The 20,621-nt window shown below is 62.9% G+C and carries 23 protein-coding genes and 1 pseudogene; 12 read left to right on the top strand and 12 right to left on the bottom strand.

Annotated features, from left to right (window positions below; translation table 11 throughout):
- The first annotated feature begins 385 nt into the window (after positions 1 to 385).
- On the top strand, positions 386 to 892 hold the full coding sequence (locus tag QD408_RS24675) for a BA14K family protein (RefSeq protein WP_414141103.1): 507 nt from the start codon (positions 386 to 388) through the stop codon (positions 890 to 892).
- A 163-nt stretch (positions 893 to 1,055) separates the two neighbouring features.
- On the opposite strand, the gene QD408_RS24680 is transcribed toward QD408_RS24675, so the two are convergent.
- The 4 genes from QD408_RS24680 to QD408_RS24695 form a co-directional block, all read right to left on the bottom strand.
- The gene (locus QD408_RS24680; protein ID WP_414141104.1) at positions 1,056 to 1,916 is read right to left on the bottom strand and encodes a DUF3313 domain-containing protein; all 861 of its coding nucleotides are present in this window, start codon (positions 1,914 to 1,916) and stop codon (positions 1,056 to 1,058) included.
- 104 nt (positions 1,917 to 2,020) lie between these two features.
- Positions 2,021 to 3,367 carry a sensor histidine kinase gene (locus tag QD408_RS24685; protein ID WP_414141105.1) on the bottom strand — a complete coding sequence of 449 codons (1,347 nt, stop codon included), beginning with the start codon at positions 3,365 to 3,367 and terminating at the stop codon, positions 2,021 to 2,023.
- A complete protein-coding gene (locus QD408_RS24690; protein WP_414141106.1) occupies positions 3,367 to 4,038 on the bottom strand; it encodes a response regulator transcription factor in 672 nt (223 codons plus the stop codon). Before QD408_RS24690 ends, QD408_RS24685 begins: the two co-directional genes overlap by 1 nt.
- Positions 4,039 to 4,552: 514 nt before the next feature.
- A complete protein-coding gene (locus tag QD408_RS24695; protein WP_088685217.1) occupies positions 4,553 to 5,068 on the bottom strand; it encodes a winged helix-turn-helix transcriptional regulator in 516 nt (171 codons plus the stop codon).
- A gap of 89 nt (positions 5,069 to 5,157) precedes the next feature.
- Between QD408_RS24695 and QD408_RS24700 the strand changes: the two genes are divergently transcribed.
- The 3 genes and pseudogenes from QD408_RS24700 to QD408_RS24710 all read left to right on the top strand — a co-directional run.
- On the top strand, positions 5,158 to 5,799 hold the full coding sequence (locus QD408_RS24700) for a dihydrofolate reductase family protein (RefSeq protein ID WP_414141107.1): 642 nt from the start codon (positions 5,158 to 5,160) through the stop codon (positions 5,797 to 5,799).
- 156 nt (positions 5,800 to 5,955) lie between these two features.
- A complete protein-coding gene (locus tag QD408_RS24705) occupies positions 5,956 to 6,159 on the top strand; it encodes a hypothetical protein (RefSeq protein ID WP_414141108.1) in 204 nt (67 codons plus the stop codon).
- A gap of 195 nt (positions 6,160 to 6,354) precedes the next feature.
- A pseudogene (locus tag QD408_RS24710) lies at positions 6,355 to 7,237 on the top strand (hypothetical protein); the annotation flags it as partial.
- Positions 7,238 to 7,279: 42 nt separating this feature from the next.
- Here QD408_RS24710 and QD408_RS24715 read toward each other — a convergent pair.
- Entirely contained in the window at positions 7,280 to 7,657 is a 378-nt protein-coding gene (locus tag QD408_RS24715) for a winged helix-turn-helix transcriptional regulator (RefSeq protein ID WP_414141109.1), read from the bottom strand.
- Between the two features lie 146 nt (positions 7,658 to 7,803).
- Here QD408_RS24715 and QD408_RS24720 point away from each other — a divergent pair, with 146 nt between their 5' ends.
- Positions 7,804 to 8,643 carry an SDR family oxidoreductase gene (locus QD408_RS24720; RefSeq protein ID WP_414141110.1) on the top strand — a complete coding sequence of 280 codons (840 nt, stop codon included), beginning with the start codon at positions 7,804 to 7,806 and terminating at the stop codon, positions 8,641 to 8,643.
- Between the two features lie 52 nt (positions 8,644 to 8,695).
- Here the strand turns inward: QD408_RS24720 and QD408_RS24725 are convergent, their stop codons facing one another.
- Together QD408_RS24725 and QD408_RS24730 are read right to left on the bottom strand one after the other, a co-directional pair.
- Entirely contained in the window at positions 8,696 to 8,947 is a 252-nt protein-coding gene (locus QD408_RS24725; protein ID WP_414141111.1) for a hypothetical protein, read from the bottom strand.
- A gap of 274 nt (positions 8,948 to 9,221) precedes the next feature.
- Positions 9,222 to 9,689: an Lrp/AsnC family transcriptional regulator gene (locus tag QD408_RS24730; RefSeq protein ID WP_414141112.1), complete on the bottom strand. Its 468-nt coding sequence runs from the start codon at positions 9,687 to 9,689 to the stop codon at positions 9,222 to 9,224.
- 124 nt (positions 9,690 to 9,813) lie between these two features.
- Here QD408_RS24730 and QD408_RS24735 point away from each other — a divergent pair, with 124 nt between their 5' ends.
- The gene (locus QD408_RS24735) at positions 9,814 to 11,028 is read left to right on the top strand and encodes an argininosuccinate synthase (RefSeq protein ID WP_414141113.1); all 1,215 of its coding nucleotides are present in this window, start codon (positions 9,814 to 9,816) and stop codon (positions 11,026 to 11,028) included.
- A 228-nt stretch (positions 11,029 to 11,256) separates the two neighbouring features.
- Here the strand turns inward: QD408_RS24735 and QD408_RS24740 are convergent, their stop codons facing one another.
- Entirely contained in the window at positions 11,257 to 11,787 is a 531-nt protein-coding gene (locus QD408_RS24740) for a 2'-5' RNA ligase family protein (protein WP_414141114.1), read from the bottom strand.
- A gap of 251 nt (positions 11,788 to 12,038) precedes the next feature.
- Between QD408_RS24740 and QD408_RS24745 the strand changes: the two genes are divergently transcribed.
- Positions 12,039 to 12,212, top strand: coding sequence for a hypothetical protein (locus QD408_RS24745; protein ID WP_190237528.1), 174 nt, complete (start codon positions 12,039 to 12,041; stop codon positions 12,210 to 12,212).
- Positions 12,213 to 12,282: 70 nt separating this feature from the next.
- On the opposite strand, the gene QD408_RS24750 is transcribed toward QD408_RS24745, so the two are convergent.
- A complete protein-coding gene (locus QD408_RS24750) occupies positions 12,283 to 13,659 on the bottom strand; it encodes a TIGR02594 family protein (protein ID WP_414141115.1) in 1,377 nt (458 codons plus the stop codon).
- Positions 13,660 to 13,797: 138 nt separating this feature from the next.
- On the bottom strand, positions 13,798 to 14,877 hold the full coding sequence (gene cax, locus QD408_RS24755) for a calcium/proton exchanger (protein WP_414141147.1): 1,080 nt from the start codon (positions 14,875 to 14,877) through the stop codon (positions 13,798 to 13,800).
- A 150-nt stretch (positions 14,878 to 15,027) separates the two neighbouring features.
- Between cax and QD408_RS24760 the strand changes: the two genes are divergently transcribed.
- The 3 genes from QD408_RS24760 (at position 15,028) to QD408_RS24770 (ending at position 17,327) form a co-directional block, all read left to right on the top strand.
- Positions 15,028 to 15,378 carry a hypothetical protein gene (locus QD408_RS24760; protein ID WP_414141116.1) on the top strand — a complete coding sequence of 117 codons (351 nt, stop codon included), beginning with the start codon at positions 15,028 to 15,030 and terminating at the stop codon, positions 15,376 to 15,378.
- Between the two features lie 19 nt (positions 15,379 to 15,397).
- Positions 15,398 to 15,820: a potassium channel family protein gene (locus QD408_RS24765; protein ID WP_414141117.1), complete on the top strand. Its 423-nt coding sequence runs from the start codon at positions 15,398 to 15,400 to the stop codon at positions 15,818 to 15,820.
- A gap of 334 nt (positions 15,821 to 16,154) precedes the next feature.
- A complete protein-coding gene (locus tag QD408_RS24770) occupies positions 16,155 to 17,327 on the top strand; it encodes an MFS transporter (protein ID WP_414141118.1) in 1,173 nt (390 codons plus the stop codon).
- Between the two features lie 190 nt (positions 17,328 to 17,517).
- Here QD408_RS24770 and QD408_RS24775 read toward each other — a convergent pair whose 3' ends face one another.
- Both QD408_RS24775 and QD408_RS24780 read right to left on the bottom strand, forming a co-directional pair.
- A complete protein-coding gene (locus QD408_RS24775; RefSeq protein ID WP_414141119.1) occupies positions 17,518 to 18,099 on the bottom strand; it encodes a hypothetical protein in 582 nt (193 codons plus the stop codon).
- A 55-nt stretch (positions 18,100 to 18,154) separates the two neighbouring features.
- A complete protein-coding gene (locus tag QD408_RS24780; protein ID WP_088685230.1) occupies positions 18,155 to 18,538 on the bottom strand; it encodes a VOC family protein in 384 nt (127 codons plus the stop codon).
- A 338-nt stretch (positions 18,539 to 18,876) separates the two neighbouring features.
- Here QD408_RS24780 and QD408_RS24785 point away from each other — a divergent pair, with 338 nt between their 5' ends.
- Positions 18,877 to 19,659 carry a phosphodiester glycosidase family protein gene (locus tag QD408_RS24785; RefSeq protein WP_414141120.1) on the top strand — a complete coding sequence of 261 codons (783 nt, stop codon included), beginning with the start codon at positions 18,877 to 18,879 and terminating at the stop codon, positions 19,657 to 19,659.
- A gap of 411 nt (positions 19,660 to 20,070) precedes the next feature.
- Entirely contained in the window at positions 20,071 to 20,619 is a 549-nt protein-coding gene (locus QD408_RS24790; protein WP_414141121.1) for a DUF2087 domain-containing protein, read from the top strand.
- The last annotated feature ends 2 nt before the right edge of the window (positions 20,620 to 20,621 follow it).

Genomic DNA, 20,621 nt, shown 5'->3' on the forward strand with positions numbered 1-20,621 from the left:
CCGCCTCCACCGCCGCCGCCATTCCCGCCACCGCCACCTCCGCCGCCGCCGTTACCACCACCGCCGCCGTTGCCGCCCTTGGCGAAAGCCGGGGTCAGATCGGTAAAGATAATGTTGAGAGGCGCCAGCGCCACGGTCGTTGAAAGACAGAGAACGCCGAGAATCCTGGAGAGCCGCATGATAGTCCTTCCGCTACGCATGAGAATGCCGTTACATCAGGAGTATTGAAGCAGCTTGCCCATAAAGATCTCATTGAGCATCTTCTTGCAATTTGAACGTTTCGCCGAATATTCCGCCCGTGAAAGGCCCATTCATCCCAAAATGAAACCAAATCCCTTCCGTTGCGTTATCCCCTCGATACATCCGTTTACCCAAGGTGAGTGACATGAAAAGATTCGCCATCATTGCCCTGTCGATAGCGACGGCCTTCTCCGGAATGCCGGCATCCGCAGGCCCCGCCTTCGTGCCGACGCCGGTACAGCAGGCAGTGCAGCCGGCGGCCGAAGGCAGCGATGCCCGGATCATCGCGGTCGGCTGCAACAACTTCACCAACTGCCCGGGCCAGTTCAACAATGGCCGCAGGTGGTATCCAAGACGCCACTACTATCGCGATCGGAACTACTATCGGGACGACCGCTATGGCCGTTATGATCGCCGTTATGACCGCCGCTATCGTCACTACCGCGACTATGACGATAACAATGCAGGCGCCATCATCGGCGGCCTCGCAGCCGGCGCCCTCATCGGCGGCATCATCGCCTCGCAGCCGCGCGCCTACAGTTCACGTGGCTACAGCTCGCATGCCGAATATTGCTACGCCCGCTACCGGTCCTACCGGGCCTACGACAACACTTACCAGCCGAACTACGGCCCACGCCGCCAGTGCCGATAACTCCAGTCCGCCGGCACTGCAGGAGCCCCGCATCACGTGCGGGGCTTTTTGCTGCCTCTCACCTGAGAAAAACACCCGAACGCAAAGACGGACGGAGCAAGGCGTGTCGTCCCTGCCCCATCCGTCCCGTCAGCCCAGCCTCGGGGTAAGGCCGGGCGTGTTGTCAGTAAGCCGACGCCTTCGGCTTCTTCTCGGTCCATTGCGGCGGTGCGCCGTATTTGGCGGCGACCGCGCCGATCAGCCCCGGCTCGCGGCCGAAGGCATCGCAGGCGACGTATTTCGGCTTGCCCCCGAACCAGGACTTCACGCGTTGGCCTGAGGGCAGCGAGAGATCCAGCCCTTTCGGCTCCTTGCCGGCAATCAGCATGCGGGAAAATTCGCCGCTGAATTTTGCCGCAAGGCCGTAGGCATCGCCCACCTGGGAAACGCGCGGGTTGTTCTGCAGCGAGTTCGCGCCCCGCGCCCAGACCATTGCCGCGCGCTGCGCGCCCGACTTGTCGACCGCCTCGGCCTCGACAGCCAGCCCGCCGAGCCCGACCGGCAGGCGCGGCACGCCGACCGGCAGCACGAAGCCCGTGCCGACGGTCACGACCGTGGAAACCCCTGCCATCGTCTTGCTGGTCGGCACGATGTCGGTGACGACCGAGCGGACCGTCAGGTCCGCGGGCGCGCCGGGCTGCACAATCTGATATCGGTCGCTGAGGGAAATGCAGAGCGCCCGGTCGAGCGCGTTCGACACCATCGCCCGGTCATCGGGCGATTTGATGCGGCTCGCGGCGCTGAAGGCGAAGCGCGTCGGTTCGATGGCGACCGTCTTCATCGGCGCGAGGCTGAGGCCATCGACATAGACGCGTGATTTCTGGAGCTTGCCCTTGGGCGCACCGAGATTGGAATAAGAGGTCAGCGTCCCGCCCTCCTTGAGCGGCACCGAGCTGCACCCCGCCGCGGCAAGCGCCAGCGGCAAGGCGATGAAAATGGTCTTCGAAGCCCTTGAAAGGGATGAAGGGAAGGAATTGCTGTGCACTCTGTCTGGCCTCCGTCGCCGATGATGTCAGGCGAAAGTGGCGGCCAAGAATTGCCGCAGCATTACACCGTTTCCGGCAGCGTCGGCTGCCGGAAACAACCGGCCTATCCCAGTTGGATCGCCACCTCGGCGCCGGCAGCGCGGCTCTCGATGCGGACCTCGCCGCCGTGGTTCAGCGCGATCTGCTTGACCAGGCTGAGGCCGAGCCCCGCCCCCTTGCTCTTCGGCGTCACACGGTAGAAAGGCTCGAACACCAGCTCGCGATGCTCGGCCGGAATGCCGGGTCCCTCATCGGTGACACTGATCCGCCCACCGCCGGAAGCCGACACCGAAACGGTGATCATGCCGCTCCCGCCCCCATGATCGATGGCATTGCGCACCAGGTTGCTGACTGCCCGCGGCAGGGCCGAAGGGCTGCCCTTGCGCTCCAGCCTCTCGACTTCGCTCTGAAACGAGATCTGGTAGCCGTCGCCGATCGCGAGCGGCGCAAGGTCGGCAACCACCGTGCGGGCGATTTCGACGAGATCGACATTCTCATGAAGATCGGTCGCCTGATCGTTGCGCTCGAAATCGAGCAGCTGTTCGGCCGTCTCGGCCAGACGCGCGACGTCGTCGAGCAGTCGCCGGCGGTCCTGCCCCTCGGCCGTTCCATCGATCCGCGTCTGCATGATCGCGATCGGCGTCCTCAGCTCATGCGCCGCATCCATCAGGAAGTGCTGCCGCTTGCGGTGCTCGTTCTCAAGCCGGTCGAGCGCCTCGTTGAAGGCGATCACCAGCGGAGCGACCTCTCTCGGAATGCCGTCCAGCGGCAGGCGCGCATCGTAGCGGCGCGGCTCGATTTCCGACGCCTTGCGGGCAACCTCGCTGACACTGGCAAGCCCGCGCCGCACGATCCTGGGTACGGCGAGGAAAACCGCGGGGAAGGCGATGGCAAACAGCGGCACGTAGATCGGATAAACCGCCCCCATCAGGGTCAGAACCGGCCAGCCCTTGTCGGCGACGCCGCCGAACAGCACCCTGAGCTCGCCGATCGGGGTCTCCGCGCTTTCGACCGAGGCGATCTCGTCCGTGCCGGCCGATCCCCTGATATCGGCCCCTTCGAACAGATAGGTCAGCCGCGCAAGCTCGCCATAGGCGGCAGGAATGGTGCCATAGGAGACGTAAGATCCATTCCGTACGGCCGCGACATACCAGAGCCCGTCATACTCTCGTTTCAGCGCTTCCAGCTCCGGCGTATCCCGTATCTCGAGCCGCCCTTCGGCATCGAGCGCAACGGCCGGCGTCAACGCGGCGGTGACATGGTCCTCCAAAGCGACGTTCGGCGAAAGGATCGTCGCGCCATAGAAGCAGAGCCCGATGGTGACGGCCGTCACCACGCCTGCGAAAACGAGGCTGAGCTGCCAGCTCAGCCGCCACCAGAGCGACGGATTGGCCTTGCTTTCCCTGCTCATCACTCTTCCCTCATGAGATAACCGACACCACGGATATTGTGGATCGAAACCTCCGCACCCGCATCGGACAGCCGTTTGCGCAGCCGCGATATATGCGCGTCGAGCGCGTTCGACTGGATCTCTTCCTCATAATTGTAGACCGCCGCCTCCAGCGTCGAGCGCAGCACGGTCTTCTCCTTGCGCTTGGCGAGAGCGGCGAGCACCAGAAGCTCGCGCCGGGGCAGATCGAGCGGCACGTCACCGACGCTGACGCTCAAATGTAAGGGATCGATCACCATCCGCCCGGCCGTGATCTTCAGTTCGGAAAGATTGGGCGGCCGGCGCAGCACGGCCCTCAGCCGCGCCATCAGCTCCTCCACCAGAAACGGCTTGCCGAGATAATCGTCGGCGCCGAGATCGAGCCCTTCCACCCGCTGCTTCGGCTCGTTCAGCGCCGTCAGCACGATTATCGGCGTATCCCTTCCCGTCCGCCGGAGCTCCGGAATGAACCGCAGCCCCTCACCATCCGGCAGCCGCCGGTCGAGCAGGATCGCATCATAGAGATTCTGCCGCGTCAGCTCCACGGCATCGGCCAGATGCATGGTGTGATCCGTCACGATCCCATGCTTCCCAAGCGCCGCCGACAGCGCCCCGGCCAGTTCCCGCTCGTCCTCGATCAACAAAATCCGCATCGCCACCCAACCCTTGCACCCCGGTTTCGGCCGCAAGGGTTGCAGCAACATTGCGGAACTTGAAAGGCAGCCGGTCATGCTGCCGCAATTGTTGCCGCCGAGGATCGGGCATCGCAATTCAGGACACCAAGATGCCCCACCTCAAGCTCATCCTCCGTATCCTGGAGACCTACTTCCTCTCCGCCTTCATCCTCGCCAGCCTGCTGGCGGGGCCGTTGGTGATACTGTTCGTGAGGTAGATCCACTTGCGGCTAGGCGCGAATGAAAGAAACGCCCTGCCACGCAGCCCCCTCATCTGCCTGCCGGCATCAACCGGGGCGAGCCACGGGTCTCGCCCGTCCTTCGGACCCCCGCTGGGGAGAAGCGGAATCGTGGCAGCGCCTCACTCCCTCTAGAACTTCGGCTGTCGGAATGACGGCCGTGCGGCTTGGTCCCTTCTCCCCAGCGGGGAGAAGGTGGCCCGAAGGGTCGGATGAGGGGGCCACCAGGCACACCCTTCATTGTCGCCCCCAGCTTACATAGCCGCCATCCTCTCCCGCACCGCCAGAAACGCCGCCGTCAGCCGCTTCAGCACCGGCGACGTCACCGTCCCGTTCGCCCCGCCGATCGGGTCGACGACGTGGATCTGCCGGAGGTCCTCCATGAATTCGTCCCAGAGCGGCTGCCCGCCCTCTTCCAGGAGCTCGGCGCGGATGCTGAGATCCTCGCTCACCGGCAGGTGACGCCGTCCCCAGGCGCCGATCATGGCCAAAACGGGAACGAGCTGGATTGCCGGTTCCGTCAGGCTGTAGATTGCCTTCTGGCTGTGGCTCGGATCGTCCCGCTTGCTGATGAAGCCGAGCGAGAGCAGCCGCTTCAGCCGCGCCGCAAGAATGTTGGAGGCGATCCCCTCCTCCGAATGATTGAGCAGATCGCGGAAATGCCGGCGGTTGCCGAACATGATGTCGCGGATGATAATGAGGCTCCATCGGTCGCCGAGCACTTCCATCGTCAGGTTGATCGGGCAGCCGGACCGCAATTCTATATCCACGAAAAATCTCCTGCAGAAACCAGTTGCATTATAGGATCACGTATGCGAGAAAACAACTAGTTTCAATTCGCAATCAGGTGGAGGAAAACATGTCCAAGGTGCGCGTTGCAGGATTTTCCGTTTCCGTGGATGGTTTCGGCGCCGGGCCCGAGCAGAGCGTCAATGATCCGCTCGGGAAGCGCGGGCCGGAGATGTTCCAATGGTTTTTCCACACCCGCACCTTCCGCGCGATGATGGGAAAGGACGACGGCTCGACAGGTATCGACGAGGATTACGCCTCGCGCGCCATGGCCAATTTCGGCGCCTTCATCCTCGGGCGCAACATGTTCGGCCCCATCCGCGGCGAGTGGCCCGACGATACCTGGAAAGGCTGGTGGGGTCCGAACCCGCCCTATCACGCGCCGACCTACATCCTCACCCATTACCCGCGCGCGCCGATCGTCATGGAGGGCGGCACCACCTTCCACTTCATCACCGGCGGCATTCATGAGGCGCTCGATCAGGCGAAGGCCGCGGCCGGCGGCAAGGACGTCAAGATCGGCGGCGGCGTTTCGACCGTGCGCCAGTATCTCCAGGCGAATCTCGTCGACGAACTGCATTTCGTCGCCTCCCCCGTCCTGCTCGGCCAGGGCGAAGCGATGTTTGCAGGCATCGACCTGCCCGCGCTCGGCTTCCGCGTCACCGAACATGTCGCCAGCGAAAAAGCCACGCATATCGTGCTGGTAAAATAGCCGCCGCCCCGCGAGGGTGCGCAAACGAACCGTCTGAAATAGACGTGGCGTTCCCGCTCGAATAGCGTACAATCATCGGCGTCGGCCCATCAGATCATTCGGCGGGACCGCTTGGGAGTTCATACGTGCTCTTGCCGTTCAACGGAGGGCACGAAATTGCTCCAGTCTCTCATTTCCCTCGACGATAGCGAGATAAACCTCGTCACCGACGCCGTTCAGCAATGGTGCAGCGAGAAAAAGCTCGACATCGACAGCGTCGAAGGCCGCCGCGCCATCACCATCGCCGTCGACCTCGTCCAGACCAACACCGCTCCCGGGCGCCTTTTCGCCGAACTGTCGCAGCAGATGGACCACCGGTAGAATCCTGGAAGCGGCCTCGAAGACTCATCCCGAGGTGCCCCGAAGGGCCTAGAAGGACGAGGCGGGCGCGCCAACGGTCGAGTGATGCAAGAAGCAACGCGGCGGCGCGTGCTTCGAGGCTCCGCCCTACGGGCTGCGTCCTCAGCATGAGGGAGGAGAGATCGCGCCCCGCAGCAACCTCGAAGCACGAGGCGCCGCGCCCCACCTTGCGCATCCCCATCACCTCACCTAAGGCAATGCAACCTCCATACAGCAAGGCCGCCCGGTGCTCCGCTTTACCCTCCACGCCCTGATCGTTGTCATCCTCACCCTGCTCACCCAGATCGGCGGCATTGCCTATCTCCTCGCGCTTGCCGCCGCCCGCGCCATCGCCATACGGCGTCTTCCCGCAAGGCTCGCCCTCTTCCTGCTGCTTTATGCCGGTGCCGCTTTCGCCGCGAGCCTCACCGCGCCGGCATTTGGCCGGGTGCCGCTCTCCTGCCTGCCGAATGCAGCCGACAGGCTCGTGGTCCGCTCCCCGATCTACTGCCTGCTCAACCGCAATTACGTCACCTCAGAGGTCCGCGATCTCGCACAGGCGCTCGCCGCGCATATGGATCAGCAATTTCCCGGCACCGTCACCGTCGCGCTGGATGCGAATTTCCCCTTCCTCAACGGCTTTCCGCTGCTGCCGCATCTCTCGCATACCGACGGCAAGAAGCTCGACTTCGCCTATTATTACAAGGATGCCGACGGCGCCTTCCTGAATGGCGCGACCCGCTCCCCGATCGGCTATTTCGCCTTCGAGGAACCCGCCGCCGGCGACGAACTGCCCTGTGCCGGCCGCCACGACTGGCTCACCACTCGCTGGGATTTCGACGCGCTGCAGCCGCTCTTTCCGGCCTACCGGATCGAAGAGCAGCGCACCTCGGCCGCCATCGCCTGGCTCACGACGGAAGGCGTCAGCCGCTTCCGCCTGCAGAAAATCTTCATCGAGCCGCATTTGAAGAACGCGCTCGGGATCACCGATCCCCACATCCGCTTCCAGGGCTGCCGCGCCGCCCGCCACGACGACCATATTCACATCCAGGTCGAGTGACCTCCGACCCGCCCTCGGAAGTAACCTGCGAATGCGGCACCCTCACGTGGGATAGGCCTCATCATAAGCCCGTTGCGCGGCAAAGATCGCATCCATGTTCTTCTCGGCCCAATGCGTCAGGGCCGAAACCGTGTCGGTCAGGGTGCGCCCGAGCGGCGTCAGCGCATATTCGACTGTCACCGGCACGGTCGGAAAGATCGTGCGGGAGAGCAGCCCGTTGCGCTCGAGCTTCCGTAACGTCTGCGCCAGAACTTTCTGCGATATGCCTTTGATATCGCGGCGGATATGGTTGAAGCGCATCGGCCCGCCCTTCAGCCGGTCGAGAATGAGCAGCGCCCATTTGTCCGCCAGCCGGTCCAGCACCAGCCGCGTCGGGCAGCGGTCCTCATAGACGTCATAGGCCTGTTGCATCGCCGTCATCTCTGCTCCCTTCCCGGTTTCCTCGGGGAAACCAGCGGTTTCCCTGACGAAACCATGTTACGAAAAAGTGCTCTCTTTTATAATCCTGAATTGCCTGTATCTATCTCATTGTTAGATAGTTTCCAATAGATACCAAGGAGAGTGGCATGAGCAACACAATTCTCGTTCTCGGCGCGACGGGCACCGTCGGCAAGCATGTGGTGGAAGGGCTGCTGGCCAAGGGCGAGACCGTCAGGGCCGCTTCCCGCTCAGGCAAGCCGGTGGCGGGCGCCGAAGGCGTCGTCTTCGACTATGCCAGGCCGGAAACCTTCGGCCCGGCCTTCGAAGGCGTCGACCGCGCCCATGTGCTTCTCGCCTCCGGCTATGTCGATGCCAAGGGCCTGCTGCTGCCGGTCATCGAAGCGGCCGCAAGCCGCAAGGTGAAGGTGGTCTTCCAGAGCGTCATCGGCGTCGATGCCGATGATTCCATCCCCTATCGCCAGGTCGAGATCGCGCTGGAAAAATCCGGTACGCCTTACGTCATCCTGCGTCCGAACTGGTTCGCCGATAATTTCCACACCTTCTGGAAGCCGGGCATCGACCACGGCCAGATCGCGCTTCCCGCCGCCGAAGGCAAGTCGAGCTTCATCGACGCCCGCGATATCGCCGCAAGCGCCATCGCCGCCCTCACCTCGCCGGCCTTCGACGGCAAAGCCTTCAACCTCACCGGCCCGGAAGCCCTGTCCTATACACAAGCCGCCGCCATCCTTTCCGAGGCCATCGGCAAACCGGTCGCCTATGACGCCATCACCGACGAGGCCTTCATCGGCATCCTCACCGGCGCCGGCGTGCCGGCCGACTACGCCAGCTTCCTCGCCTCGATCTTCTACCCGGTCCGCCAGGGCTGGACCGCCGTCGTCACCGGCGATGTCCAGACGTTGACAGGCAAGCCGCCGCGTTCGCTGAAGACCTATGCCGCCGATTACGCCGCGGCGCTGAAGGCCTAACCGCCACCCTATCGCCATGCTCGGCCTTGCGCCGAGCATGGCGATAGGTGCGTCAGCGCCGGACGAGCACCGTGCCACGCCGCGCCCGAACGCGCCAATACCGGCAAGCTCTCCAGCCCCGGCCGATCAGTTCGTATAAAACGCCAGGTATGTAGATAAGGCCAAGGATAAGAAAAGCCGCGGCCATCGCCAGAAAAGCGATTTCTCCATCGACCTCACAAACCCCTTCGATAACAGCTTCCAACAACGACCTGAAACCATGAAGGAACCGCCGATTGCTCGCCTTCGGCCCCTGATTGCTCATGGTTTCTCCCTCGCTCCATCTGGTGGATACGTAGGAATGCGACCTGGAGGTTGCAACGGCCCGCCCCGGTCCTTCGAGGCTCCGGCCTTCGGCCTGCGCACCTCAGGATGAGGGCTGATCGTCGTGCCATGCCGCAGAAGCTCACGATGAGCCAGGCCACGACCTCTCTCCGACCTCATCCTAAGGTGCCCCGAAGGGGCCTCGAAGGACGGGGGCGGCCACCCATCTCCGCAAGCACAGGCGCCCAATGCCCGCCCGCGAGCGAGAGCACCCCTTATCGCAACGGCAATTCGTAGCTACGCTTCAGCGTCTCCATCGGCACGTCGGTCTTGACGCTCAGCACACTCGGAATGCGGGTCAGATGATCCGCCTGGAAGCGCCAGTAGCTGTGCAGATCGGCGGTGACGATCCGAAGCACGGCATCGCATTCCCCCGTCGTCAGGTAACATTCCATCACCTCGGGAAAGCGCCTGACGGCTTCGGCGAAACGCAGCGTGACTTCCGCATCCTGCGTCTTGAACCAGACGCGGGCGAACACCGTCAGCCCCGCCCCGACTTTCGCAGGGTCGAGCACCGCGACATAGCGATCGATCACCCCGGCTTCTTCCAGCAGTCGCACCCGGCGCAGGCAGGGCGAAGGCGACAATCCCACTTCCTTCGCCAGCTCGACATTCGAAATGCGCCCATCGCGCTGGAGTACGCGCAGGATATGGCGATCGATAGCGTCGAGGACGGCTGGCATTTCATAGCTCCAGATAATTTATAGGTAGCAGAATATGCCAAACTTTTGCAATTTCCGGGATAATTCGCAAGCTCATTGCGGCAGGCTTGACCTATCGTTCCATCCACAGATGTGGAGAGAACCAATGGCAAGAAAGATGGAAAAGATCGTGCTCGCTTATTCGGGCGGGCTGGATACCTCGGTCATCCTCAAATGGCTGCAGGAGACCTATGGCTGTGAGGTCGTGGCCTTCACAGCCGATCTCGGCCAGGGCGAGGAGCTGGAACCGGCACGGGCGAAGGCAGAAATGCTTGGCGTCAAAGACATCCGTATCGTCGATCTGCGAGAGGAATTCGTCCGCGACTTCGTGTTTCCGATGCTCCGGGCCAACGCACTTTATGAGGGGCAATATCTCCTCGGCAGCTCCATCGCCCGGCCGCTGATCGCCAAGCATCTCGTCGCCATAGCCCAGGAAGTCGGCGCCGATGCCGTCGCCCACGGCTCGACCGGCAAGGGCAACGATCAGGTCCGCTTCGAATTCGCTGTCAATGCGCTCGATCCGTCGATTGAAGTCATCGCTCCATGGCGCCACTGGAACATCCGCTCCCGAGCCCAGCTTCTGCAATATGCCGAAGAGCATCAGATCGCGGTGCCGAGCGACAAACGCGGCGAAGCGCCCTTCTCGATCGACGCCAACCTGCTGCACACCTCGACCGAAGGCAAGATCCTCGAAAATCCCGCCGAGGTCGCGCCCAATTACATCTACCAGCGCACGGTCGACCCCGTCGATGCGCCCGATACTCCCGAGACCGTCACCATCGGCTTCGAAAACGGCGATCCGATTTCCGTAAACGGCAGGCTGATGACGCCGGCCGTCCTGCTGACCGAACTCAACCAACTCGGCAGCCGGCATGGCGTCGGACGGCTGGATCTCGTCGAAAACCGCTTCATCGGCATGAAGTCGAGAGGTGTTTACGAGACGCCGGGAGGCACGATCCTGCTCGCGGCCCATCGAGGCATGGAATCGATCACACTCGATCGCGCCGCCGCCCACCTGAAGGACGAGATCATGCCCCGCTACGCCGAGCTGATCTATAACGGCTTCTGGTTCGCGCCCGAGCGGGAGATGCTACAAGCCCTGATCGACCGCAGCCAGGCTTTCGTCAGCGGCGAAGTGACCCTCAGGCTTTACAAGGGAAGCGCCGCGGTCATCGCCCGCACCTCCCCCTCGTCGCTCTACTCCGCCGACCTCGTCACCTTCGAGGAAAGCCCGGTCGCCTACGACCACCACGACGCCGAAGGCTTCATCCGGCTCAACGGCTTGCGGCTCAGAAACTGGGCAGCCCGCAACGCAAGATGACCCGCCTTCACCGAGCCGCAGCCTCTCTTTGGCCGCTTGTTCGTTGGGGTGCTGTGTGATGCGATCGTGTGCCGAGGATGCGTGTTTCAGGATGAGAGTGGAGGGGTTGCCACACGGCACGCCTGCAAGGGCAGGATGAAAGATCTTGTACTCAAGAGAGCCTCATCCTCAGGCGCTTTGGGCCTCGAAGGACGGGGCTGGCTACCGTATGTCCAAGGCGAAGAGCGGCTATGCCCCCGCCAGCCGCCTCTCTTCCAGAATTTCAACCGGCGGAAACCGCACGCAATCCAGAACGTCGAAAGTCACGGAGAATTCGATCCGCCTCTCACCGGCCCATCGCATTGCAGCGGCGGATACCGCCCGTGGCACGTTCATCGCGATCGTGCAATGCGGCGCCCAGCGTCCCGGCCGATAGTGCTGGTGGCATGCCGCCGGATCGATTTGGCGGTGCACCTCCGCATGCAACCGAAGCAGGGCATCATTCGGCTGAGGCTTCGCCCACAAGACCAGGGGCTCGTTTTCGAAGACGCCGATGCTCGAAAAGGTGAGCGTCATGGCAGGCAGCGCATCCGACACCCTGCCGAGGATATCCTTCAACAGCGCCGGGTCGGTCTCCTGATAAACGGCCAGCGTCACATGCGGCGGATAGGCGAGCGCCCGCATCGAAGGCGCCGTTTCGAACGCCTCGGCCTCATTCCATAGCGCCGTGACAGGCGCGGCGGTCTCGTTCGTGCATTTCAGGCAGATCCCATACGGCATCGAGGGAGTTGCTCCGGTTTACGACCGCCCGACTATAGAACCGAAATTGCTTTGTACCCGATCGGAATCTTTACCAGCGAGCGCTTTCAACAACCTCCCGCGCCCCCGGGACCCATTTAAAACGATTTTAAAAACCCCACCCCAAAATTAATCGATTTTAATTTTATCATTAAAATTTTCTTGTTGCGACGCAACAGATTCTGGATTTTAACATTATGCGGATGCTCAGTGGTTTCGTTGGAGGAACGCGCATGACCGTGACATTTCCGCTTACCGAAGAGCGCGACGCCGAGGCGTTGCTGAAGCATTTGATGCTGCACAAGCTGAGTTTTCCGGGAAACTGCGCCGTATCGCTGAAGGCCCAGGTCGCCCAGGTTTCCTCCCCTCACACGACCGCACTCGGCGCTGCCCGCACGGCCTGGTAAACGCCGAAAACGCCGGCGCGGCAGCCCCTCACGCTGGGCTGCCGCAACCGACTCCCGCCCAACGTTCCGCTCACCCCCTGCGGATGCCGAGCAGTTTGTAATGCGTGCCGCCGAGATCGCCGTCCTTCGGATAGTTCTGGTAGCAGACGCTGTCGCTCTGATTGCCGCCGAGGATCTTCACCGTCGGGCCTCCCTCGTCGGCGACGAAGAAGCCGACATGCCCGTCCGAGCCGCTCACCGCGCCGCGGGCGAAGACGGCGATGTCGCCTTCCCGCGGATTGTCGGTCACGTTCTCTCCCCAGTTCTTCCAGCTGCGCGCATCCTGCCGGTCGGTGCCGATCATGCCAGCCTGCTCGACGCAGAAATTGACGAAGGAGGAGCACCAGGCAACGCTGTCATCCGTCCCGGACCAGTGATTGGTCGATTTGTGATACATGACGATGCGCGGATTGTTGCCCGGGCCAGCCACCTCGGCCACACCCTTTGCCAGCTCCGCCCTGGCGACACGGTAAGGCGTCGTGCCGATCGCCTCTTCGATCGGGAAGCCGCCGGAGAGCACCCTCAGGAAGCTCGCATGCATATAGCCGTCGACCGTGCCGTCGCCGTCGAGATCGACCTTGGCCCATTCGCCGTTGCGTTCCAGGATCGTCACCGGCGTGCCGAGCGGAAGCGCCCTTTCCACGGCGAAGCTTTCGCCCGGCCCCCGGCGCAGGTTGAGCCCGCCGGCGGCGCTGACTTCGGCAAGCTCCGAATGCCGTTCCACGGCAGCCGCCAGCCCGCGTGAGGCGCCGAGCGCGAGGGCGCTGCCCTCCTCGCCGGCGCGGAACTGGCCGAAATCCTTCCATCTCCCGCCGACGATATTGCCGTCATAGCCGGTCCCGCGATAATTGAGCGGCGGATGGATCTGGTAGAGCGCCCATTGGTCGGTGGTGAGCATCTCCCGCGTGCCCGACCAGCCTGTCGCCGCCGCGAGCCAGATGAAGTCCACGAAACCGGCATCGCGAACCGCCTTGCCCACGGCGCCCGACCCATAGACGCCGACACGGTACTTGCCGTTCAGTGCCCTCGATACGGCCTTGAAGTAAGCTTTGATCGAAGCGATATCCGCCGCCTTGTAGTAATCATGATCGACGGAGAAGTAGATCGCCGAATTCTCCGGCTGCCCATAGGTCTCGGCGAGAGCCATGGCACGCTCGCTGTCCCGCGCCCCGGACTCGGTATCGAGATCGCCGATATTGCCGCCGGCCCCGCCTCTCTGCTGAAAAACCACGGCCAGCGAGAGCCCCGCCTCCAGAATGTCGTCATATTCGGCCTTCTCGATCCGCTTCTGCGGCAGCCGGGTCGAATTGCTGTGATTATAGTAACGAATGATCGTCTCGACGCCAGATGCTTTCAGCTCGTTGGCGTAACGGCCCAATTCCCATGGGCTATCAATGACCTTATGCATGTCTCGCCCTCTCAATATTTGAATAATAGGATTGATTCGCAAAGTATAACTATCACCTGCACCTTAAAGGTGCAATAATCACTATGGAGTAGGCATTAATTTAGCTGGAGTTGCTTCGCTTGGTTGCGCGCGAAACACTTACGAGGGCGTCGACGGCGGCAGCAGGAAGAGGGTGAGACCGAAAATAGAGTACACGGCCAGCGCCAGCACGCCGACATACCAGGCGCCGCGCCCGCCATTCGAAAGCAGTGTCGCCGCCATCGTGGCGATGAAGATCATCGTCACCGCGCCCGGCCAGAATTGCAGCGACATCGGCTCCGGGCCGATGAAATAGCTGATGACGACGAGTATGGGCGCGACGAAGAGCGCGATCTGCGAGGCGCTGCCGAGCGCGATCCCGACGCTGAGGTCGAGGCGGTTCGCGCGCGCGGCGGAAAAGGCGGTGGTCATTTCCGCCGCCGCCCCGACGAGCGCCACGACGATGAAGCCGACGAATGCCGGCGTCATGCCCATCTGCTCGGCCGCCACCTGGACCGACCCGACGAAGACTTCGCTGATCAATGCCACGAAGAGCGTGACGACGACCAGCACCGTGATGCTGGTCGACAGCGGCCAGTTGCCGTGTTCTTCCGCCGCTTCCGCCACGCTGGCGAAGAGTTCGCGATGCGTCTTCAGCGAAAACAGCATGCCCATCGCATAGACCGCGATGAGGATCAGGGAGATGCCGAGGCTGAGCGGATGCGAAATATCGGCTCCCTGATCCACGCTGCCGATCACCGAAGGCACCAGCATGGCGACGGTCGCGAGGAAAAGCAGGCAGGCCTGGAAGCGCGCGCTGACGCGGTTGAACTCCTGCACATGATATTTCAGGCCGCCGAGCAGGAAAGCCCCACCCATCATGAACAGCGTGTTGGTGACGATCGCGCCGGCGATCGATGCCTTGACGAGAAGATACTGGCCGGCCTGCAGGGCGGCGAAGGCGATCACGAGTTCCGTCAGGTTTCCGAGCGTGGCGTTCAGCAGGCCGCCGACGGCATCGCCTGTGCGGGCCGAGACCGCTTCCGTCGCGCGGCTGAGAAGTGCCGCCAGGGGCACGATGGCGAGCACCGAAAGCACGAACAACAGGGTATGGGCCTCCGGCGCGGCGATCTCGGTCAGGATGACCACCGGCACGAAGACGAGGAGACAAAGAAGCGGCGCGCTGCGAAGCTCGGCCATCACGGCGTTTCTTGCCGCGGCGAAGCGTGAGGTTCCCTGTGCCTGTCGAACCTTTTCCACGACGGAGTCCACCTGACGTTGACACCTCTACGCATACAGCGATGGCCGCCGCCGTGCATTGACCCGGATCAAGACAGGAGAAGGTGAGGATTGATCTCGCTCAATGCGGCGAACGGACGGATTGCTATGCTGGTCGATGTCGCACAGGCCCGGTTCTCGAAGAGAACAGGGATCGAGCGTCGCACCGAACCCAGGGAAGCGAGCATGCCCACGCGCTACCGATGCGTCCCGACGCGCCATAACCTGGTCAACGTCGTCGACCGGCAAACCGGGCGGCCAGCCGAGGTGGGCGCCACCGCAATCCTGCTCGAACGGCATGAGGCCCGTTGCCTCATTGCTTGGCTCCTGAGACGCGCCCGCGCCGAAGACGCCGGAAACCAGATCGCATTGTCCAAACGATTGGCCGCCCGCAGCAGCGGCCACAGCCAGCTCCCGTGTTGACGCGCGCATCGGAGGCATCGTGTTTGTCAAACTTCTCCTTGCGGCCGCGCTGATCGCGGCGACGGTTGCGATACAGGCCGTATTCATGGCGGTGGGGCTGCGTGTCTTCAGGCGAATGGAGCCGGACTATCTCAGCCGTCACGCCACCGCCGCCACGGTCGTCTGGGTCAGCTATCTCCTGATACCCATCGTGCTCGACATCGGCATCTGGGCCCTGCTCTATTATGCCTCGGGCGCACTGCCGACCCTGGAGGACGCCGTCTACTTCTCGACCGTCACCTTCACCACGGTTGGCTACGGCGACATCGTGCTCGGAAAGGACTGGCGCCAAGTCTCCGTCTTCGAAGCGGTCAACGGCTGGATTATCTTCGGCTGGGCGACCGCCCTGATCATGGCCGTCATCCAGCGGCTCTATTTCCGGGCCGACGCCGATATCGGCTAGCTCTAGATCCAGAGCCCACATGCGCTGCCGCCGCCCTTCAAGAGTTTTTCGATTCGCTTCCCGATAGTTGCGAGGTTCCGCTCAACCGGCGCCGCAGGATTGACCGACGGCGGAATCGCCCGACAGCAGCGGCCGGAAAGCCCTACGCCAATCCGCGATTTCAGAATCCACCGCCCGCCCGCGCCTTATCCGGCTATTGCGCCGAAGACCAAAGCATGCCACGCAAAAGCACTTCCAGGACATGCGCACAGCAACGATTCCAGGTGCCGGCGAACCCGAAGCATCCCACCCGCGTTTCCGCAGTCGAGTTCCCGCGCACGGAGCAAAGCCCGACATGAAGCCGCATCACCGCATTTTCTTCATCCAGTTCGCCGTCGCCGTTTCGCTCGGAGCCTTGCTGTCGCGCCTGGCGGATCTGCAGGTGAAATTCGCCTTGACCGAAGGCGAGCTCGGCGTGCTCCTCGTCGCCATGTCGTCAGGCGTCCTCTTCGGCCTGACCTTTTCGGTGCGGCTCGTCGAAAGGCTCGGCGCGCGCAGCACCGCCTTCGCCACCGTTTTCGGCGCGGCGATCCTGTTTGCGGCCATTCCCTGGATGCCGTCGGCGCTCGCCGCCGCACCGCTGTTCTTCCTTGCCGGCATTTTCACCGGCGCCTTCGAAATCAACGCCAATATCGAGACCGACCGCCACGAGGCGCTGCTCGGCTACCGCATCATGAGCCGCGCCCATGGCATGTGGAGCCTCGGCTTCTGCCTCACCGCCTTCGTTGCCGCCGGCATGCGCCAGGCGGGCATCTCCATCGAAATCCATGGCCTCATCGTGCTGGCCGCCGTGCTGATATCGGGAACCGTCGTCTTCTCCGGCATCACGAATGCGCCGAAGCGGCCAGATGCCCATCCCGGCGACGCCTCGCATATCGCCCTTCCGACACTCGGCCTCATGCCTCTCTGCCTGATTGCCGCGGCACCCCTTCTCGCCGAAGGTGCGAGCGTCGATTGGTCGACCATCTACATGCGCGATGTCTTTGCGGTCGAACCCTTCATCGGCGGGCTGAGCGTCGCCATATTCTCGCTCGCGATCGCCATCGGCCGGCTCGGCATGGACCCGATCGTCGACCGCTTCAATCCGCGCCCGGTCGCAATCGCCCTGCTTGCGCTCACGACCCTCGGCCTGATCATGGTCGCGACGGCGCCGCATCCCGCCATCGCACTGCTCGGCTTCGGCCTCACCGGCATCGGCTGCTCCTCCGTCTATCCGCTCGCCATCTCGGCAGCGGCCCGCCGCACCGACCGCCCGGCCTCGGTCAACGTCGCCGCCCTCGGCCAGACGACCTTCGTCGTCTTCTTCGCCGGCCCACCGCTTCTCGGCTTCATCGCCGAACACTTTGGCATCCGCATCTCCTACTGGACCGTCGTCCCCCTCATCCTGGCCGCCCTCTTCGTCACCAAGGCTCTGGCCCCGGCCGCACGCCGCATCGGCGAGCCCGAACTCGGTCGGCGGGGCGCGTGAACAGGAGAAAGATCGGCCACACCGTCAAAGCTAGGATTTCCCCTCCCCAACCCCTCCCCACAAGGGGGAGGGGCTAACCTGAAGTTGCCGCCTCTCTTCCGATTGCCGCGACAAGCAAGCGGCTTGGTTAAGTCCCTCCCCCTTGTGGGGAGGGGTTGGGGAGGGGAAAATCCGAGCTCAAAACTTCGCGTCAGTGACGTTCCTGATGCCAGATTTCGAACGCGGCCAGGCTGCGAACTCCGTGGTCCATGACCGCTTCGTAGACAAGCGTGCTGGAAACCGTGCCCGCATTCTGCGGCCTCTCGGCCAAGGCACCCTTAATTCGCAGGATCGCCTCCCGGTCCGCATCGGTCAGGCGAGGCATGAGGGTCTTCAGATGCGCGATATCGGGCTGCCGGTCCGGTTGATCGACCAGCCAGATGTCTATGGTCCACATCATGTCATCCGGCATGCGAACCGATAGCCAGAGATAAAGACCATCAGGATATTTTTCCGGCTCCTGGTTCCATTTTCCGCTGTCGTTGCGGAAGCGCACCGCGACCACCCGCTCCGTCATCCGCATCAGGCGAGCGCCGATTGCGGTGAATGCTTCCAATGCCTGAGCGTCGATCCTGGGGCAAACGACCGTGATGTCGATGTCGCGGCGCACCATCAGCCCCATTGCCGAGCTCCCGACCCGGATAGGCTGTCCGAGATCGCCAAGAAGCGCGTCGAGTTGCAGCGCCTGAACGACCTCATCGGCCTCGGCCTGCAGCCTCCGCTGGGCTTCCAACAGGTCAGACATTCCCAGTCCTTCTCTTGGTTCGGCCTGCGACCCCGCTTCCCCGTCACCCATTATAGACGACGGCAATCTTGTTCCCGGCCGGATCGCGCAAATAAGCGGCGTACCAGTTCGGCCCGTATTGCGGCCGTTGATCCGGTCCGCCCTCGTCCGTTCCGCCACTCGCCATGGCGGCTTCGTAGAAGGCATGCACCTCGGCGCGGGACTTGGCCATGAAGCCGATCATCGCGCCGTTTCCAGCGGTCGCCGGTTCTTCGTTGAACGGCTTGCAGACCCAGAGGATGAAACCTTCGCCCCTGCCGCCCTCGGAATAGGCGCGCCAGCCCGGAAATTCCTGATGTTTGCTCCAGCCGATCGTGGCCAGAGCGGCATCGTAAAAGGCATTCGACCTGGCGGAATCGATTGCGCCGACAGTTGCGTAGACACTCATGGACGTCCCTCTCCCCGTTGCGGAACTAAGAGACTTCATAGCGGATTGATATGAACATAACAAGAACACTGGTGGCGTTTTCTTGAATGACGTGGGCGGGTAAACCCCTCCCCAACCCCTCCCCACGAGGGGGAGGGACTAACGTGTGGCACTGGCTGCGACGACACCGACCTCTCTGCGGATGAAACGGTGATTTGGAAAAGACCGGCGCGGCATCCAAGCCCCTCCCCCTTGTGGTGATGGGTTGGGGAGGGGTTTTAACGACCTCCACCCGATCCAATCATTGCCCCTGACCCGCCGACCACATATTGCAGTCTCACCGACCCGAGAGAAAACGCATGCCGACCAAATCGCTCAAACCCGCCCTCCTCGCCGCCGTAGCCATGCTGGCGGCAACCTTCATGCTGCTTGCACCGGCCCAGGCCGCCCCCTGCGGGCCGCAAAGCTTCGAAGGCGCCGATTACATCGTCTGCACGGTCGATCCTGACAAAGCCGACCTGCGGCTGTTCTGGAAGGATGCCGCCGGCGAGCCCTACCGCTATTTCTCGAGCCTTTCCGAAGCCCTCCAGGCCGAAGGGCGCACGCTCGTCTTTGCCGTCAATGCCGGCATGTACCGGCAGGATTTCTCGCCGCTCGGCCTTTACGTCGAGAATGGTGAGGAATTGAAGCCTGTCAACAAGGCGAAGACCGATGGCTCGGCCGGGCCGGTGCCGAATTTCTACAAGAAGCCGAACGGCGTGTTCCTTCTCGATGACGCCGGCGCAAAGATCCTGCCGACCGACGAATTCCTGAAGCGCCTCCCGGCCGCGCGTTTCGCCACCCAGTCCGGGCCGATGCTGGTCATCTCAGGCAAATTGAACCCGATCTTCATCCCCGGCTCGACCGACAAGACCCGCCGCAACGGCGTCGGCATCTGCGCCGGCGGCGCGGTGCGCTTCGCGATCAGCGAGGACGCTGTGAATTTCCATGATTTCGCCCGGCTGTTCCGCGATGAGCTGCAATGCCCGGACGCCCTCTTCCTCGATGGCGGGCGCGGCGTCGGGCTTTACGATCCGGCGCTGCGCCGCAACGATTACTCATGGCACGGCGGCTACGGCCCGATCCTCGGCCTCGTCGAATAGGGGCCGGCTGCCGCGAACGAATCCAACAGGCGCCGGCGCTTCTAAAAAAGCCGTCGCACCGGACGCGCCGCAGTGCCAATATGCCCTTCTCAGCTGCTTCGGGAGGCCAACCAAGATGAGAGATGTCGTCGCTTTGGCAACTGGCGGAAGCCGCGGCATCGGTGGCATCGCGGACATCAATGGCTACCGGCCCATCCCCCTGACCGCCGCCGACTTCGCCAAAGGCTGACAGTTGAAACATCCAGCCCGCAGTGCTAATTCCTGCACTGGGTCTGCAGTTCACCCAGGCATCGCCGTTCTCCGGAACACGCTAAACCTGACAATGACTGAGATATGGACACCGATCCCGTGCCATGTCGGAAGGGCGATCACCGATCATCCGTTTGGAACGGCACGACCAAAGGATAGGTCATGTCCAGAAAACTCATTCCGCTCAGCGTGAGCGACACCTCCGCATTCGCCAAATCGCTGCGCACGCAGCTCTCCCTGCATCAGGGGCTTCCCTCTCACCTGCAATTCCTCAACATGCTCGCCAGAGCCGCCGGTCATAGCAATTTCCAGAACCTGCGCGCCAAGGCCGATCCATCGGGCAGCGAACAAATCCTTCCCGCATCGGCGCCCGCTGCCGAGCCGGAGATCGACCGCAAGCTCATCGACAGGGTTCTCCGCAGCTTCGACGGCGACCTTCGCCTGATGCGATGGCCCTCGCGGCGGATGGATCAGATAACCGCGCTTTGGGTCCTCTGGTCGCAAATTCCGGCGGCGCGCGAAATGCCGGAAAAAGAAGTCAGCGCCCTCCTCCGCGACAGGCACCTCTTCGGAGATCACGCTTTGCTGCGGCGCGAACTCTGCGATGTCGGCTTGGTGAACAGAACGCGCGACGGCAGCGTCTACAAGCGTATCGAACGGCCGATGCCGGCCAACGCGGCAGCGATCCTGCGTCAGCGCGCCTCACGCTGACG

The sequence above is a fragment of the Rhizobium sp. BR 249 genome, from assembly GCF_047445895.1.
Taxonomy (GTDB): Bacteria; Pseudomonadota; Alphaproteobacteria; order Rhizobiales; family Rhizobiaceae; genus Rhizobium.

Excerpts from the sequence above, each read along its gene's own strand:
- QD408_RS24675 (WP_414141103.1), top strand. The coding sequence starts at position 386 with ATGAAAAGATTCGCCATCATTGCCCTGTCGATAGCGACGGCCTTCTCC.
- QD408_RS24685 (WP_414141105.1), bottom strand. The coding sequence starts at position 3,367 with ATGAGCAGGGAAAGCAAGGCCAATCCGTCGCTCTGGTGGCGGCTGAGC.
- QD408_RS24690 (WP_414141106.1), bottom strand. The coding sequence starts at position 4,038 with ATGCGGATTTTGTTGATCGAGGACGAGCGGGAACTGGCCGGGGCGCTG.
- QD408_RS24700 (WP_414141107.1), top strand. The coding sequence starts at position 5,158 with ATGTCCAAGGTGCGCGTTGCAGGATTTTCCGTTTCCGTGGATGGTTTC.
- QD408_RS24715 (WP_414141109.1), bottom strand. The coding sequence starts at position 7,657 with ATGACGGCGATGCAACAGGCCTATGACGTCTATGAGGACCGCTGCCCG.
- QD408_RS24720 (WP_414141110.1), top strand. The coding sequence starts at position 7,804 with ATGAGCAACACAATTCTCGTTCTCGGCGCGACGGGCACCGTCGGCAAG.
- QD408_RS24725 (WP_414141111.1), bottom strand. The coding sequence starts at position 8,947 with ATGAGCAATCAGGGGCCGAAGGCGAGCAATCGGCGGTTCCTTCATGGT.
- QD408_RS24730 (WP_414141112.1), bottom strand. The coding sequence starts at position 9,689 with ATGCCAGCCGTCCTCGACGCTATCGATCGCCATATCCTGCGCGTACTC.
- QD408_RS24735 (WP_414141113.1), top strand. The coding sequence starts at position 9,814 with ATGGCAAGAAAGATGGAAAAGATCGTGCTCGCTTATTCGGGCGGGCTG.
- QD408_RS24740 (WP_414141114.1), bottom strand. The coding sequence starts at position 11,787 with ATGCCGTATGGGATCTGCCTGAAATGCACGAACGAGACCGCCGCGCCT.
- QD408_RS24745 (WP_190237528.1), top strand. The coding sequence starts at position 12,039 with ATGACCGTGACATTTCCGCTTACCGAAGAGCGCGACGCCGAGGCGTTG.
- QD408_RS24750 (WP_414141115.1), bottom strand. The coding sequence starts at position 13,659 with ATGCATAAGGTCATTGATAGCCCATGGGAATTGGGCCGTTACGCCAAC.
- cax (WP_414141147.1), bottom strand. The coding sequence starts at position 14,877 with ATGGCCGAGCTTCGCAGCGCGCCGCTTCTTTGTCTCCTCGTCTTCGTG.
- QD408_RS24770 (WP_414141118.1), top strand. The coding sequence starts at position 16,155 with ATGAAGCCGCATCACCGCATTTTCTTCATCCAGTTCGCCGTCGCCGTT.
- QD408_RS24780 (WP_088685230.1), bottom strand. The coding sequence starts at position 18,538 with ATGAGTGTCTACGCAACTGTCGGCGCAATCGATTCCGCCAGGTCGAAT.
- QD408_RS24785 (WP_414141120.1), top strand. The coding sequence starts at position 18,877 with ATGCCGACCAAATCGCTCAAACCCGCCCTCCTCGCCGCCGTAGCCATG.
- QD408_RS24790 (WP_414141121.1), top strand. The coding sequence starts at position 20,071 with ATGTCCAGAAAACTCATTCCGCTCAGCGTGAGCGACACCTCCGCATTC.